Here is a 15240-nt window from a genome sequence, read left to right as displayed (position 1 = left end):
CCTGTAAGTATTGCTATATATACAATTGATGAAATATTTACTGTTGGTAAATATTTGAATATACCTATTTTCAATCAATGGAAATATAAACTTGTAGATGAAGGTCAATCGGCACGGACAAGCTGCTATTTTTTCTGATAAGGATTTTGAATCTATTCTGGCGGCTATGCCGGGAGAAAATCATAAGATGATTCTACGAGTTGCATACTGGACGGCTGGCCGTGCTGGGGAAGTGTGCAGCTTGATGACTAGTGATGTTTATTCGCCTGACGGAAAACCGTTAAGGCGACTGACTTACCGAGCTTCACAGACTAAAACTCACCAAACTCGACAAGTGCCAATTCACAAAAACTTACGCGAGTTGCTGATTAATTATTGGAAAATTAACCAGCCGGATATCTCAGGTTACTTATTTTTGGGTAGTGAGGGACAGCATTTGCAGCTACAAAGCTTTGATGATGCGTTTCGCCGCGCTCTGAAGAAGGCAAAACTAACTGAGTGTGGCTATTCTACCCATTCGCCACGAAGGACTATATTAACTCAGATGGCTCGCCGTGGTTGGGCTTTGAGTATGATTCAGAAATTTTCTGGCCATAGAACGATATCTAGTTTGGAAAAATACATTGATGTTGATGAGGCTGATTTGGAATTGGCGATCGCCAATTATTGACTATTTTGTGATCGCATTTTTCATCCTCTACAATCAAGCTGAAATATTCATTTTTTTGCGATCGCTCTCCTGGTACGCCGCGCGATCGCATTTTTCATGGGCGGATTAAAATTCACACTTCATTTTTTTAATTCACGCCAGGAGTGTATTAACTTCTCAATCTCCTTTGGCGATCGCTCAAAATTAATTGCCTCCTCGATGGCCGATTTGCGATCGCGTGCTTTGGGCGAAGTGACAGAGCCAATGTAACGGCGGTGAATTTTTCGTCCTGTCATCCAGCAATAGCGCCAATACCAGTATTTACGGCTGCTACGCTCTACCCAGTATTTTTCTACCCATTGTGTTGTCTCGTGTTGGGGGGCAATTTTTTTAGTAGTTATTGCTACTTGGTTATTGGTGGTGTTAGGGGGTAATGATGTGTCGGCTGTTTCTTGCCCCCCAACACTTTGATACGGAGACATGGCAACGACATATTTCACCAAATCAGGATATTGTTTTTCCCACTGCTGCCACGCATATTCGTATGCTTCCTGTTTTTGGTAATGGTCTGGGTCTGGTGGTTCTTGAGTTTCGTCGTAGTTGGTGTATTTTTCTAAGTCAAAAAGTGTTAACTGACCAGTGTTGCACCGGGAGTTTTCGGATTTTGTGTTTACTGGCATAATTCGATTAGTAGAGCGGCCGCCCATCTGGTGCGGCTTTTAGTCTTTTGTCACTTTGCGATCGCTCCTCATTAGAGAAAGTGCGATCGCATTGTCACAGGTCGCAAGCTATAACTAAGTTGGGTTAACTTGTGGGGCTTGGATTATTCACAAACTTTGTTTGCTCCTACCCCACTCCCAACAGCCACCACCTTTCCACACTCTGAGCCATTTTTATAAATTTTGATTTCTACTGCTGTGTGGGGAAATGTGTTACCAGATGCTGAGACTATGGTATTTTTAGAAGCTGAAAAGTTGACCTTATGGGGTAGTTTTCCTTTGATGCTTTCTACTTTCATTGGTGTACCTGGTGGGTCTAACGAAAGAATCGAATAACCAGCAAATAATTCCTTTCCACTAGCTCCACTCCACTGAATTTCATACTTGTCTGAACCACTGGGAGAATTTACAACTGGTTCTGATGTAATCGGACTTGATTTCACTGAAGGCGTGCAGCTCTGTAATAGTGCAAATCCAACAACAACTGATAGCCTGATAAGATTTTTCATTTTCTTAGTGAAAACGATAAGTACAAATTTAGATTACCCAGTAGTTAGTTATACTTTGCTATTTACGTTCATCTAATAGGATGCTCCTTATTCATCCAATTTCGTCATAATTGGGGTAGGTATTTATGTCCGCCACAGTTGGTACTGTGGCGTGTTTCTCGTCAGCTATTCGTCATTAGGTATACCAGACACATCAATCCCTAGCGATTTGAACATAGTCTTTAAAGAAACTTTGTACAATCGGCAGAGTGACGCGATGTTTTCAGCACTTGGCATAGCTTTTCCAGATTCCCAGTCAGCTTGTCGCCTCTCTGAAACGCCTATTATTTGCTTAACTTGGGGACGTGTTAGTCCTGCTTCTTCTCTTAATAGCCTCAAGGGAGACTTTTCCTGTTCTTGTTGGTTATCTTCTATCATAGACGTAAAGTTCATGAATGAAACGTCTTGACAGTGGACATGGCAGGACGTATCATTCATGTTGAACGACAAAAAAAGACCAGCCGATATTTGCTTCGGTGGAGAAACAGTTATTTTGGCTGGTTTCACAAGTGTCTCACCAAGACAGACACAGCCGAATTAGGAAAAGTAACACTTGATGTCATAGCCGTTGAAAACCGATGAAAGGTGATTCAGGCTACCAGTAGTCCCTAGTGCTGAGTGCTGAGTGATAAGTGAACACTTGAGATTTGTCCCAATATAGTCGCGGATTGTAAAAAATCTGGTGACGTGCAGCTGTACTGCGGCCGCAGTCTGTAACCGACCTTAGTAGGGCATTCCATACACACCAAGGCTAAAAGTGGCGACATGGAGACATGAGGTGGTGTGGAATTAAGTCCTGGGTGAAAATCCCGCAGAGGCTTGGCGTGGGGTAGTGGCTTACGCGCAGATGCACGACATGAAATTGCTAACTACCGTGTAGTTGGTTATGGATAACAGTTTTTTATACACAACGCGCAAACCAGGGCGATCGGTCGCACTTTTTTATGAAGGAAAAATATGTAACTCGAAAAAAACGCATTCGACAGCTAGAAAAACAAGTCAGCCAACTGCAACAGCAAGTCCAGACGTTAACCAACTTACTCGACTCTGTACACCAGATGCTTTACGCCACACGTCCACGTTTGGCGCGGAGTTTGGCGCGGGAATTTAACCGTGTTCACGGGCAAACAACACCCGTTGTCAAAGTTAAACCCCGGCGCAGATTACCCAATCCCTCAATTGCACCCCGCGCTGATTTGTAACCCTGCACCCTACACCCTGTCACCCTTGTCACCCGGCGCTGCACTTCACACTTGCGCCGATACAGTCATGCTGTTTAGTTGGAGGTATCAATTTAGACGCAAATTTAACGCTCACTTACAAGACAATGCACTTAAAAGGGTTTTTCGCTGGTGAGGCATCACCAGCGACTTCCTCTGATGAGCTTCTGTTAACAAATTCCCATTCCCATACCAGCACAAGCAATTGTGTCAGTTTGTGCTGGCTTCTTAATTAACTGAGGATTTTAATCATGGCTTACAAAGACAAGCTTCGACCTTGGCACGTTTATCGCTGCCGTGTATCCGGTAATGTCTGCGTTACCCGTCATCGTACCCGTGGCGATGCCTACGCTTACTTGAGCATCTTACGGATGAATAATCCGGGAGCAGTCTATGAAGTTGTTTTTGATAAGGAGCCGGCTGAGGTTCAATAACTCGAAAGCGATCGCGTTTTTTGGAATTGCGATCGCTCGACATAGTTTATCAGTTTAGCTGTACGTTGTAAAAAATAGCACAATTATGAAAATCGAAACCATTACTTATAAACGGGTCAAAAACCTGGGTAACTATGAAAATGAGACTTTCCAGGCAACTGCAACAGTTACAGAGACAGACAACCCAGAAACAGCAGCTAAAATACTCAGGCAATTTGTAAATAACCAACTTTACCCACCACAAACAGAATCAGAGCCTGACCCAGACGATATCCCTTTTGATGCTGGGGCAACTGCCCCCGATTCTGAGACTGACAATTTCTAACTTTGATTTTTGATGCGATCGCAGTATTGCCCATAAGCGAGGGGAGGTGCGATCGCAAGATTTGTACCATTGTCAGATTACCAAAATGCACACCATAGTCAATACCCCATCAGTGTTTAGCTGTAAATTGCCTGCTGCTGGCTGGATTAACCTTGCCCAAATCCGCCAAATTCAGTTTGAGGATATGCCTACCCGTGTTGCAGCTGTGACATGGCAGAACGGTGATCATCAAACATTTCACGGTGAGGATGCAGTCACCTTGATTCAAAGCTGGGAAGATGCCACAGGACTATTAGAACAACGTTGTAATTACCGCGCTAAAAACCGGAGGACACAATGAAAATTAAAACACTTCATGCACACTTTCTAATTTCAATAGGAAGTTATAGCAATGAAAGAATAGGTTTTTCTGTTGAGCTAGAAAACGAAGAATCTATCGACGAAATTGTTAGCAATTTGAGAGAAAGAGCTAAAAAGATTGTTGGTAGAAAAGCTGATGAACTTTACGATGAAAGAAACAAAATTTATCGAGAATGCGCTGAGTTAGAGAGCAAATTAACCCTACTACGTCGAGAATGGGATGCTACCGCCGAGTTTTTAAAAGCGCAAGGTTTAAATCCTCAAGCACCTTCTATGCCTCAATTCAGAAATTTACTTACTGCTGTCACAGTCGAATCTGAAGTTGTGACGGAACAAGATTACGAAGATAGCGATATTTATGACGATGATGACGATGATGATATGTAATTATTCCGCCTGATGATGGCTGTCTGACTAACAGCCGAAACTCCCCAATCTTGGGGAGTCGCGGACGAGTCGCGCAAACTCATCCGCCTCTGGTTTACACCAGAGGGAAATAACAGCAGCAGCACGGATTTTTAGATTGAAATGACCCATTAGGTTTCAAAACTTCATGAATCCACTGCTGCTAGAATTTCCGACTGTGTTGAGTTTAAAAGTGAATTGTTAACACTAATTTGGGTGATTCGTGACTCATTTTAGCACAGTTTTTGCTGCAAATAAATACCCAATCTTGCAGAACCTTGACAAATGAAAATAGTTGGTTTGGATGTGTGTAAAAACAGCGTAGTTGCTTGGGAATTAACATCAATTCCTAAAAACTTTAGAAGCTACTTTCGAGATAATAAACGTCCGAAAGATGATGACCCTTTAACATTTAAAGCTAACGCTGATGGGGTCAATAAATTATTAGCTCTAAAGCCCGATGCTGTTGTCATGGAACCTACTGGAGTACATTACTCTTGGATTTGGTCACACATTTGTGAGGCTGAAGGAATTAAGGTTTTATGGGTCGGTCACGCGGAAGCAACACACTACCGTAAACAAAATAAACTCCCAGATAAAAATGACCAAGCCGATGCTCTAGCACTTGCAGCTTACGCATTACTTCACTGGGATGATGATGATTTTTTCCTGCAATTTGAAGCGGGTAAGGTGGCACAAATGCGCCATTTGTGGTTGCAGTTGCAATCTTTAAATAAGATTCAATCGCCAGTCATCAACCGTGCTAGACAACAGTTAGCCAGGGAATTTCCTGAAGCTGCACTTAGTAAAAGTCAACCTGCCTCAGATGGTGCGCTTCCCCTTTGGGCTTGGCTTGCGGGGCGGGAGCGTAACCTCAAGCGAGGAAGTAGTTACTACGATAAGCTTTATGAAAAATCTATTGCTAAAAAATATGGCGTGGGAATTACTACTTTTACCAGAAAATTAGCTGGTATGGTGTGTGACCTACGAGACTGGGAAGTAGAAATTCAACACGAGATTTTAGAAATTCTCAACAGTAGTGAATTTATCCCCTACCGTCAAGTTATGACGATGTTTGGTATTGGTGTTAGACCACAAGCTTTACTCATCAGCCAAATTTACCCAATTACAAAGTTTGATTCTCTTGGCAGGTTCAAGCGTCGGCTGGGTATGGCCAAAGATGAAAATAGCAGTGGTGACAAAGAAACTATGAATACTGGAGCCGGTTCTAAACTTTGCAGGTCGCAGCTGTATTTGTGGGTACTTGATATTATTGCCCCTGAACAGGCTAGGCCAAAAAATGAGTTTGGTCAGAAATTGGGGGAATTTTACGATCAGCGTAAAGCCCAATTCCAGGACAATCCCGAACTGTGGAAAACAAAAGCTGTGGCTCGACTTCAGCAACAGGCACTCAAAGAATTTCAGCGATCGCTGAAGTTAAACTTACTTCCTATGGTGTCAAAGGAGTTGCAGCCACAGATGGAAGCTACACTTAACCTCACACTTCAAACCATGCAGATGAGTTTAACTACTTCAATGGCTGTTGGTGACATTGCCCCCGGTGTTAAACAGCGTGAGGTTAAAAAAGGTTTTGGTAATTTAGTCATCTCACAAACTGCTGCCTACGGTCTCCGGCTGATGTTCAAGGAGTTGAAGAAAGCAGTACAGACTGTATCATAAACCTACTACTCCCCGTTAGGGGAGTTTAAAATTTATCAGTTCTCAATCTAAAGTGAAGTTCTAGCATCCAGAACCAGGATAAAGCTAAACCAGAAGAGGCGATCGCAGTCATACTTACAAAAGCCAGATGATCTCATTAGAGATTTAACTGTCTACCCAATACGGTTCGGATAAGAAACTTACTTGTGTAGGCAAGCAAGGGTGCAGGGGTGAAAGGGGGAACGAAGGTACGCTCTCCCCTGCACCTGAAGCTCCTCCGCCCCCCTGCTCACCTCAACAGATACATTTGTATTAACTGTCTACCAATCAAATTAAAACTGCCCTGGAGGATCACCAGAGCAGCAATGAGAGAAGGAAAGATAGATTTAAGGAAGGAATAGTTTTTAGCTTACATATAGTAAATTTGCTATGTAATGAGATACATCTTCAGTTCTCGGCTTTCCGGGAAGACAGCCAAAAATTTTGGCTTTGTTGTCATTACCAGCTACTTGCTTGATTAAGCCTGAACACAGGGTATGTTGTCAATCTTCACGTCTCTAGCAAGTTACTGCTTGCTTGAATGGGTTATGATGGCGGAAAAATCCAGCTATGACGCGCCGAAATCCACTGCTAATATTTATATTGATAGCTCCATTTTTAGCGATCGCTCTCGTCAACTTACCTTTTATTCCCAGTTGGCAATCTGCCCAAGGTTTAATTTTTATGGGAATTTGGTTACTCGCTGTAGGATTAGGCATTTTATTTTTAACCCAGCCTCAGCCTTTACCTATATTTAAAACCAAGATTTTTCTAACACTTTACTTATTATTATCAATTGGAATACTTTTACTAATACTATATATTTGGGCAGTTTCGGACATTGTAGATTTTAAGTTCAAGCAAATCATTCAATACCCAGGCTACTCTAAAACCTTTTATCTTTATGAACAGACTTGTTTTCCCCCTGATACTGTAACAGAATGTGGTGATTATCATGGTAAGGTAAATACAAAAATTGGTTTTCTGCCAATTATGACCACCAAGTTTCAATGTCGCTGTTTATTTGGCGAACCAGAGCATATTGCTAATACAGTAGTCATTCCTTTAGAAGCAAATTTAGATAAAGTAAAATCATCTCTAGTGATCAATCTGAATACTGGAGAAATCATTCAAAAATAACTATCGCATCAATAACCATTCATAATTACTCTCTGAAAGTTAGTTTTTTAGATATAGCAGTCCTAAATCATTTGTAAAATTTCTATATCTTTTTCTTCTTTCTTACCTTTGCGTCCTTGGCGTTCTTGGCGGTTCGTTTCCATATCTATGTTTTTCACGATTCATTTAGGATTGCTATAGTTGCATTCATAGCGATCGCCACACACATTGATCAGTTAATATTGACCACTCTTAGCTATCATCCAGCCTTAATCCCAATTCACGAAATTACTGATACAAATTACTTCCTCTGCAACTCTACTTCCGGTCGCCGAGCGTTCGCCCAGCGTCTCCGTCAGGAGAAGTCGAGGCGCTGCTTCCATATATGTATCATGTTTAAAGTGGAATGGTATAACCTCTGTGAATAAGGCTCAATTTCCAAGCACACTTGAGATATTACTGTCAGATATCTCAAAGCTCTGGTCTGCAACTTATCTTAATTACAATTCTCTACTTATAATTACAGCACCAAATTACCCTATGATATAGAAGTCCTTTGTCACTGATTCTGACTTCTCAAAGCTCAAAAATCATGTCTGCTCACAAGCTGCTACTGTTTTACAAAAGTAACACTAACTCAACAACAAGGCTGAAGCTCCTAATGTTGGCAAAAACCTACTAATTATCACGCTCATCAGTCTGCATTTGAGATTATCTCACCCTCAATGAATATTGTTTTGATTCAGTAACTTACCTACAAATATTTCTGGAACTTGGTAATGAAGAAATTAATTAAAGGTCTGCGTGAATTTAAATCTAGCTATTTTTCAACGCACCAAGAATTGTTTGAGCAACTCTCGCATGGTCAAAAACCCAGAGTACTGTTTATCACTTGTTCCGATTCACGTCTTGACCCAAATCTCATTACACAAGCACAGGTTGGTGAATTATTCGTTATCCGCAATGCAGGTAATATTATTCCTCCTTACGGCGCAACTAATGGTGGTGAAGGTGCAACTATTGAATATGCAGTTCAAGCTTTAGGAATTCAGCAAATTATTATCTGTGGTCACTCTCATTGCGGTGCGATGAAAGGACTCCTGAAATTACAGAGTCTGCGAGAGGATTTACCACTGGTTTATGATTGGCTGAAATATGCAGAAGCGACTCGTAGGCTAGTTTTAGACCACTACGGTCATTACCAGTTTGAAGAATTGTTAGAAATAATGATTGCGGAAAACGTTCTCACGCAAATTGAGAATTTACGGACATATCCCGTCATTCACTCCAAACTGTACCAAGGTCAACTGAAAATTTATGCGTGGATTTATCACATTGAGTCAGGAGAAGTTTTAGCGTACGACCCGCATAAACACGCCTATGTATTACCTCAAACTCAACTTGCGGAGTCAGAAACAGAAGATACCATCCTCAATCCATTTCTCAATTGTGATGTCGGAATTCGTTCTCAAGCAGATGAAGTGACACAAACTCAGGACTTTACAATAGGAGCATCTGAACGTTTCCCAATACCACATCTTTCTCCAGAGCAAAGAGAGCGAATTTATCGAGGTTCCAATCACTCAAATTAATCTTTACTCATTCGCTCACAAGGTGCTGTCTTCTACAAATCTCAGCATCAGCCTTGTGAGCTTGCTGACGATACCCTGCCACTTTTAAAACATCTCCTGAGTAATTAAATTACTGTTTTCCCCATAAAGTAATTACACGTATCTCAATAAATTACCCATACTAGGAATTATATTTAACTTGTACTAAAAATTATATACTGCTAATTTGAGTGTTTACGACTATATTATGAGGTCACTGAGAGTTGGAATCAAACTGCCCAACTTAAATAGATTTCAGACATGAAGTAGGGCTACTAAATTCATTAATTTTTGATATTTTAACTATCTGCTAATTGCAAAAACAGTCAGAATTTTATCAGTGCATACTTACTTGTTACTGTAAATAGTCCCGTCATAAATTTATTAAGTATTCTCTCCGCAATTCCCAATAAATTTTACTCAATCTTCAACGACAAACCACTGACATTAAAAGAGACTAAGGAGACAATTGAAGTCAGGTGCAACAAAATGCAGCACAACATCATTGTTATCCAAAAAGCCAGGGACTCTGACTGATTTCTTATGCGGATATTAATTTACTCCTACAACTACTATCCAGAACCAATTGGTATTGCCCCGTTGATGACGGAATTAGCAGAAGGACTGGCCAAGCGAGGGCATGAAGTGCGCGTCGTCACCGCTATGCCAAATTATCCTGAACGCCAAATTTACGAGGGTTATCGGGGCAAATTCTACCTAAATGAGTACAAAAATGGCGTTCAAATCCAACGCAGTTATGTTTGGATTCGGCCACAACCGAATCTGTTGGATCGGATAATGCTTGATGCTAGTTTTGTTGTTACAAGTTTTTTACCTGCTTTATTCGGATGGCGACCAGATGTGATTTTATCAACGTCACCATCTCTACCTGTCTGTGTACCTGCGGCTTTACTCGGATGGTTACGCGCTTGCCCAGTGGTGCTGAATCTTCAAGATATCCTCCCAGAAGCAGCAGTTCATGTTGGGCTACTGAAAAATAAATTGCTGATCAAAGTATTTGCTGCGTTAGAAAAATTTGCTTACCATTCAGCTACAAAAATTAGCGTCATTGCTGATGGGTTTGTCGAAAATTTACTATCTAAGGGTGTAGAAGCAGATAAAATCGAGCAGATTCCTAACTGGGTGGATGTCAACTTCATTCGTCCTTTACCTAAAGAAAATAATCCCTTCCGTAATACACACAATCTCAACGGTAAGTTTGTCGTTCAATATTCTGGTAACATTGCGCTCACTCAAGGTTTAGAAACAGTAATTCAAGCGGCAGCAAAATTACGAGATATCACAGATATTGCTTTTGTGATTGTGGGTGAGGCTAAAGGTTTACAAAGATTACAACAGTATTGTTTAGAATGCGGTGCAGATAATGTGTTGTTACTGCCATTTCAACCGCGTGCAGAACTACCACAAATGTTGGCGGCGGCTGATGTTGGTTTAGTTGTGCAGAAGAAGAATGTGATTTCTTTCAATATGCCTTCCAAAATCCAAGTTTTGCTGGCCAGTGGTCGTGCGATAGTAGCCTCAGTTCCCGAAAATGGCACCGCAGCCAGAGCCATCAGGCAAAGTGGTGGTGGGGTTATTGTTCCACCAGAAGATGCCCAAGCTTTGGCAGCATCCATTTTAGAACTTTACAAACACCCTGAAAAGGTAAAAACCTTGGGCTATAACAGTCGTCAGTATGCGATGGAGCAGTATGCTTTTGACCAAGCCTTAAGTCACTATGAGGCTTTGTTTGAATCAGTAACTTCTGATAGTCAGGTAATTGAAGCTAAAGTAGTTTCCAAACAAGAGGTGTAACTCATACAGGCTGACTATTGACTGACCCAAAAAAATTGGTGTGGAATTAATGTTACTACACCTTCAATCTGCACATTGTCTGATTGAGACTGTCATTAGTCATTTGTCCCTTGTCCTTTTTAGTTCTTCTACTGACAAATGACCAATGACCAAAAGAATAGGATACAAGCCCCGTCCTAGAAGGACGGCTTTTCTTGATTCCTAATGTACTCGTTCAAAACTTCTAATGGGACACCTCCAACGGATACAGCAAAATAACTAGGACTCCATAAAGACTCTTTGTGGGGTTTTTTGTATCCAGCTTGTCCGTAACGACGACTAGAAACACCTTTTAGGGCATTAACTATTTGAGAGATAGACAACTTAGGTGGATATTCAATAAGTGCATGAACATGATTATCCTCACCGTTAAACTCAATCACTTCAAAATCCATCTTTTTTGCTACTTCTTTAAACGTTTTATCAATCAATTCAATGCTCTGCTTTGTGAATACAGATTTACGATATTTGGTAACGCATACCAAGTGAATTTTTAAGTCTGTAACACTATGTCTTTCTCTGCGAAACTGGCTTGCCTACAATAACTTTTTTGATTCACTCAAAGGTAAACGAAAAGGTACGGCAGTCGCTACAACGGGGGGAACCCCCGCAACGCGCTGCCTCAAAAAAGTAGGTAAACCTAAGTTCAAAAAGAAAATGGGGAGACAGTCAGCGCGATTTAGAATAGGTGGGTTTTCAATTAAAGGAGATGAAGTATATCTAGCCAAAATTGGTAATGTTAAGCCCGTTTGGTCAAGGCATTTACCATCTGCACCAAGTAGTGTAACTGTTATTAAAGACGCTGCTCATCGCTATTTTCTTAGTTTTGTTGTAGAAGTTGAGCCTATTCATATTGATGCTAAAAACCAAAGCATTGGTATCGACTTGGGAATTAAAACTTTTGCAGTTATGAGTAATGGTGAGAAAGCAGTAAGTCCTAATTACTCAAAGAAAGATTGCAAAATTCGCAAACTACAACGCAAGCTATCAAGGCAACACAAAGGTTCTAAACGTCGTGAAATCACCAGACTAAGGATTGCGAAACAACACAACCAAATTGTAGATACCCGTAAAGACTTCCTGCACAAACTATCAACCAAAATAGTTAGTGAAAACCAAACTATTGTTTTGGAAGATTTGAATGTGTCGGGAATGGTCAAGAACCGTAATCTAGCAAGAGTTATTAGTTTGCAAGGCTGGAGAGAATTTCGGGTATTTTGTGAGAGTAAATCTGAAAAGCTTAATCGGGTTTTTAGAGTAATTAGTAGATGGGAACCTACTAGCCAAACTTGTTCTTGCTGTGGGTATCGTTGGGGCAAGATTGATTTATCTGTTCGCTCAGTGTTGTGCTTGAACTGCAACACTCAGCACGACAGAGATGAGAACGCATCCCAAAACATAAAAATGGTCGGCATGGGGCATCAGCACGACCTTAAACGGACGGGGAGCGACTGTCAGACTACCAAGAGTAGCTCGTTGCTGTGAACCGTCAAGAATCACCGACCCTTTAGGGCGGTTAGTATGTCAAAAAGCACCAAATCTAGATGAGGCTGTCGCCGATCAAAAATGTGACAGAATCATGACCGACTCATCCTTGAAATAGAATATTGAATATCATAAGATTTTAATGGAGCAATAATTCGCTACAATTATTGGTAAAAATTTACGGCTTGATTTAGTGATCAGACTTGAGCTTTGAGCTATTTAGTCTGATTTTTAGTTGCAACCCAAACAGCTAATTTGGAACTAACTGCATTAACAGGTGTTTTTTTGTTAGTATTCAAAAAAACAGTTGTTGTTCAATTGTTGTTGGTGAGTAATTATAAAATAAAAGGGATCAAGCACCTGAGGTTTAATGTCTGATTATATCCAAGGAAATCTCCCATTACAGTCTGTGTCGGAGAAAAACAGTCCACTCAAAAGCCTAGATGGAGGGATAAAAGATTTGAGTGGGCAATTAGCTATAACTGTTGCTGACGCAGCGTCAGATCGCAAAGCAGGGGATATTTTGGTACTGAGAGTAGCCGATGTATCTTACCTAGCAGATTATTTTGTGATGTTGACTGGTTACTCTAGGGTGCAAGTCAGGGCGATCGCACAAGCAATAGAAGATAAAGTTGAAACTGAATGGCAACGTCGCCCTTTACGCACAGAAGGCAAAGCGGAAGGCAGTTGGGTGTTGCAAGATTACGGTGATGTAATTGTTCATATCATGATGCCCAAGGAACGAGAGTTTTATAATTTAGAAGCGTTCTGGGTCAATGCAGAACGTATTGCCGTTCCAAACGCCGATGAGGGTGGGGGTAAGCCAATATGATGAGGTCTTCGGTTTCCAATTGTCCGGTTCCTATAGACCAACAACCACTGAATGAGTACGAAGAATTAAGAACTTCCTGGCTGTTTCGTGATTGCACTTTAAATTGGCGCGAATATCTCACAAACATTGCTTGGATTTGGGGTTTTTCTTGGCTGGTTTCTGGGCCAGTGGCCGCAGCCAGCTTTCCACCACAAAAATATGCTGCCCATTTTGTCTTGTGTGGAGCCGCAGGCGCAAGTCTGGGAGTAATTTTTGTCTTGTTACGTATGTATTTAGGATGGCGTTATGTGCGCGATCGCCTCTACAGCACGACTGTCTTTTATGAAGAGTCGGGCTGGTATGATGGTCAAACCTGGATCAAACCTCAAGAGGTTTTGGCTCGCGATCGCTTAATTGTCACCTACGAAATTAAGCCAATTCTGCAACGGTTACAATTTACCTTTGCTGGCTTGGCGGGAATGTACCTAATTGGTACTATAGTTTGGCATTTGTTTTAAATAGTCCACAGTCAAGAGGAGCTAGTGCGTTGGGTGGCGATGCCCACTTGCTCACTGGCGTTCAAAAGTCCATAGTCATAAAGTCTCAAATTAGCCTTTTGACTATTGATGATTGACCATTGACAAATATAAAAAGAGATAAATTTTAACCCATGACAATGGGAAAACGAACTCAAGCCACAGTACTGGAAGTCCGGTTACTCAGAGAAGGCATCATAGAATCACGCCATGTAGTCCAAGCTGCTGTATGTGATGACAGAGGCCGGGTTTTATCCGTTGCGGGTAATGCAGAAACGGCAACATTTGTCCGTTCGGCACTCAAACCCTTTCAAGCACTAGCTGTCACCACAACCGGTACCCTAGAACGCTACGATCTGAGCGATCGCGATTTAGCAATTATTGCCAGTTCCCATAAAGGCACAATAGAGCAAGTCAGACAAGTATTTAACATCCTTTGGCGTGCTGATGTTGATCCAACTGCTCTTCAATGCCCAATTCCAGAAGGTAAACGCAGTCCCCTGGAATACAATTGCTCTGGTAAGCACGCTGGGATGTTAGCTGTTTGCCAGCAACGCCATTGGCCTGCAAATAACTATTTAGACCGCAAGCACCCCATACAGCAATTAATTTTGACTAAGATCGCCGAGTTACTGCGAATGCCTGCGGAGGAATTTATCAGCGCCCATGATGACTGCGGTGTACCAACATATCTTATGCAACTAGGACAAATGGCATCTTTATATGCCCTACTAGCCGCAAGTAGTAATTTAGATATGGAGCGCATTGTCCGGGCAATGATTCATCACCCTAGCTTAGTTGCTGGCGATGGCGAATTTGATACAGAACTGATGCGTTTAGCACCAGGAGAAGTAGTCAGTAAAGCTGGTGCAGAAGGCGTACAGTGTATTGGCAGACTTGGCGAAGGTATGGGACTCGCAATTAAAGTGATGGATGGGGCAAAACGCGCCAAACATGCTGTCGCTATTCACTTATTGCAACAAATGGGTTGGATTAGCCCCAGCGCCGCAGAAACCCTCGCAGAAAGGTTTATGACCTTTGGCAAATACAGGCGATTAGAAGTTGTGGGAGAATTATCGCTGTTATAGTTGTCAAACTCTGGACTTTGCGTTATACTGGAAAAGTCAAGAGCGACGCGGGATAGAGCAGCCTGGTAGCTCGTCGGGCTCAACGAGTAAGAGTAACTAAACGCTTATCAGTTGTTCTTACAGTGGGCGGTACATGAAGAAACTCATGTGCGATTACCTGTCAAATTCGGGGAAGCCAATAGCGCGGTAATCCCGAACCAAGCTCCAGAAATGGAGAAGGTGTAGAGACTGGAAGGCAGGCACCCTAACGTAAAAAAGTCGAGGGTGAAGGGACAGTCCAGACCACAAACTGGTTAATCCAGGCAGTGAAAACTGTAGATGGTAAGCATAACCCGAAGGTCAGTGGTTCAAATCCACTTCCCGCCACCAAATTAAAAAT

At 41.8% G+C, this 15240-nt stretch carries 19 protein-coding genes; 15 read left to right on the top strand and 4 right to left on the bottom strand.

The features are described 5' to 3' along the window. Positions 1-97 precede the first annotated feature (97 nt). A complete protein-coding gene (locus H6G79_RS09085; protein WP_190588371.1) occupies positions 98-670 on the top strand; it encodes a site-specific integrase in 573 nt (190 codons plus the stop codon). Next, complete coding sequence (locus tag H6G79_RS09080) at positions 633-779, top strand: hypothetical protein (RefSeq protein WP_191049349.1); 147 nt, start codon at positions 633-635, stop codon at positions 777-779. The genes H6G79_RS09085 and H6G79_RS09080 overlap by 38 nt, the downstream gene beginning before the upstream one ends. A 10-nt stretch (positions 780-789) precedes the next feature. Here H6G79_RS09080 and H6G79_RS09075 read toward each other — a convergent pair whose 3' ends face one another. From H6G79_RS09075 to H6G79_RS09065, 3 genes are all read right to left on the bottom strand, one after another. Then, the gene (locus tag H6G79_RS09075) at positions 790-1329 is read right to left on the bottom strand and encodes a DUF4102 domain-containing protein (RefSeq protein ID WP_190588372.1); all 540 of its coding nucleotides are present in this window, start codon (positions 1327-1329) and stop codon (positions 790-792) included. A gap of 143 nt (positions 1330-1472) precedes the next feature. Next, on the bottom strand, positions 1473-1811 hold the full coding sequence (locus tag H6G79_RS09070) for a hypothetical protein (protein ID WP_190588373.1): 339 nt from the start codon (positions 1809-1811) through the stop codon (positions 1473-1475). Positions 1812-2042: 231 nt separating this feature from the next. After that, entirely contained in the window at positions 2043-2309 is a 267-nt protein-coding gene (locus H6G79_RS09065; RefSeq protein WP_190588374.1) for a helix-turn-helix transcriptional regulator, read from the bottom strand. A gap of 551 nt (positions 2310-2860) precedes the next feature. On the opposite strand from H6G79_RS09065, the gene H6G79_RS09060 reads away from it, so the two are divergent. The 9 genes from H6G79_RS09060 (at position 2861) to H6G79_RS09020 (ending at position 10902) form a co-directional block, all read left to right on the top strand. Beyond that, positions 2861-3118, top strand: coding sequence for a hypothetical protein (locus H6G79_RS09060; RefSeq protein WP_190586859.1), 258 nt, complete (start codon positions 2861-2863; stop codon positions 3116-3118). 269 nt (positions 3119-3387) lie between these two features. Then, on the top strand, positions 3388-3570 hold the full coding sequence (locus H6G79_RS09055) for a hypothetical protein (protein WP_190586857.1): 183 nt from the start codon (positions 3388-3390) through the stop codon (positions 3568-3570). Positions 3571-3655: 85 nt separating this feature from the next. Next, positions 3656-3895, top strand: coding sequence for a hypothetical protein (locus H6G79_RS09050; RefSeq protein WP_190586856.1), 240 nt, complete (start codon positions 3656-3658; stop codon positions 3893-3895). An 85-nt stretch (positions 3896-3980) separates the two neighbouring features. Continuing rightward, positions 3981-4235 (top strand): hypothetical protein, encoded by a 255-nt coding sequence (locus tag H6G79_RS09045; protein ID WP_190586854.1) that lies wholly within the window; start codon positions 3981-3983, stop codon positions 4233-4235. Continuing rightward, on the top strand, positions 4232-4642 hold the full coding sequence (locus tag H6G79_RS09040; protein ID WP_190586852.1) for a hypothetical protein: 411 nt from the start codon (positions 4232-4234) through the stop codon (positions 4640-4642). Before H6G79_RS09045 ends, H6G79_RS09040 begins: the two co-directional genes overlap by 4 nt. Positions 4643-4945: 303 nt before the next feature. Further along, a complete protein-coding gene (locus tag H6G79_RS09035) occupies positions 4946-6340 on the top strand; it encodes a transposase (protein WP_190586850.1) in 1395 nt (464 codons plus the stop codon). Between the two features lie 588 nt (positions 6341-6928). Next, positions 6929-7498 (top strand): hypothetical protein, encoded by a 570-nt coding sequence (locus H6G79_RS09030; RefSeq protein WP_190588375.1) that lies wholly within the window; start codon positions 6929-6931, stop codon positions 7496-7498. Positions 7499-8256: 758 nt separating this feature from the next. After that, positions 8257-9069: a carbonic anhydrase gene (locus H6G79_RS09025; RefSeq protein WP_190588376.1), complete on the top strand. Its 813-nt coding sequence runs from the start codon at positions 8257-8259 to the stop codon at positions 9067-9069. Positions 9070-9630: 561 nt separating this feature from the next. After that, on the top strand, positions 9631-10902 hold the full coding sequence (locus tag H6G79_RS09020) for a glycosyltransferase family 4 protein (protein WP_190588377.1): 1272 nt from the start codon (positions 9631-9633) through the stop codon (positions 10900-10902). Positions 10903-11078: 176 nt separating this feature from the next. On the opposite strand, the gene tnpA is transcribed toward H6G79_RS09020, so the two are convergent. After that, entirely contained in the window at positions 11079-11432 is a 354-nt protein-coding gene (gene tnpA, locus H6G79_RS09015; RefSeq protein WP_190588589.1) for an IS200/IS605 family transposase, read from the bottom strand. Here tnpA and H6G79_RS09010 point away from each other — a divergent pair. From H6G79_RS09010 to H6G79_RS08995, 4 genes are all read left to right on the top strand, one after another. Beyond that, complete coding sequence (locus tag H6G79_RS09010) at positions 11431-12426, top strand: RNA-guided endonuclease TnpB family protein (RefSeq protein WP_313933903.1); 996 nt, start codon at positions 11431-11433, stop codon at positions 12424-12426. The two genes, tnpA and H6G79_RS09010, sit on opposite strands and share 2 nt — an antisense overlap. Positions 12427-12796: 370 nt before the next feature. Then, complete coding sequence (gene rsfS, locus H6G79_RS09005; RefSeq protein WP_190588378.1) at positions 12797-13258, top strand: ribosome silencing factor; 462 nt, start codon at positions 12797-12799, stop codon at positions 13256-13258. Further along, positions 13255-13755, top strand: a complete 501-nt coding sequence (locus tag H6G79_RS09000) for a CGLD27 family protein (protein WP_190588379.1) — start codon at positions 13255-13257, stop codon at positions 13753-13755. Before rsfS ends, H6G79_RS09000 begins: the two co-directional genes overlap by 4 nt. Before the next feature lie 152 nt (positions 13756-13907). Next, on the top strand, positions 13908-14861 hold the full coding sequence (locus tag H6G79_RS08995; RefSeq protein ID WP_190588380.1) for an asparaginase: 954 nt from the start codon (positions 13908-13910) through the stop codon (positions 14859-14861). The last annotated feature ends 379 nt before the right edge of the window (positions 14862-15240 follow it).

Origin of the sequence: Anabaena sp. FACHB-83 (assembly GCF_014697485.1) — a bacterium.
Lineage (GTDB): Bacteria > Cyanobacteriota > Cyanobacteriia > Cyanobacteriales > Nostocaceae > Nostoc_B.
This window is presented reverse-complemented; position numbering and strand designations above follow the sequence as displayed.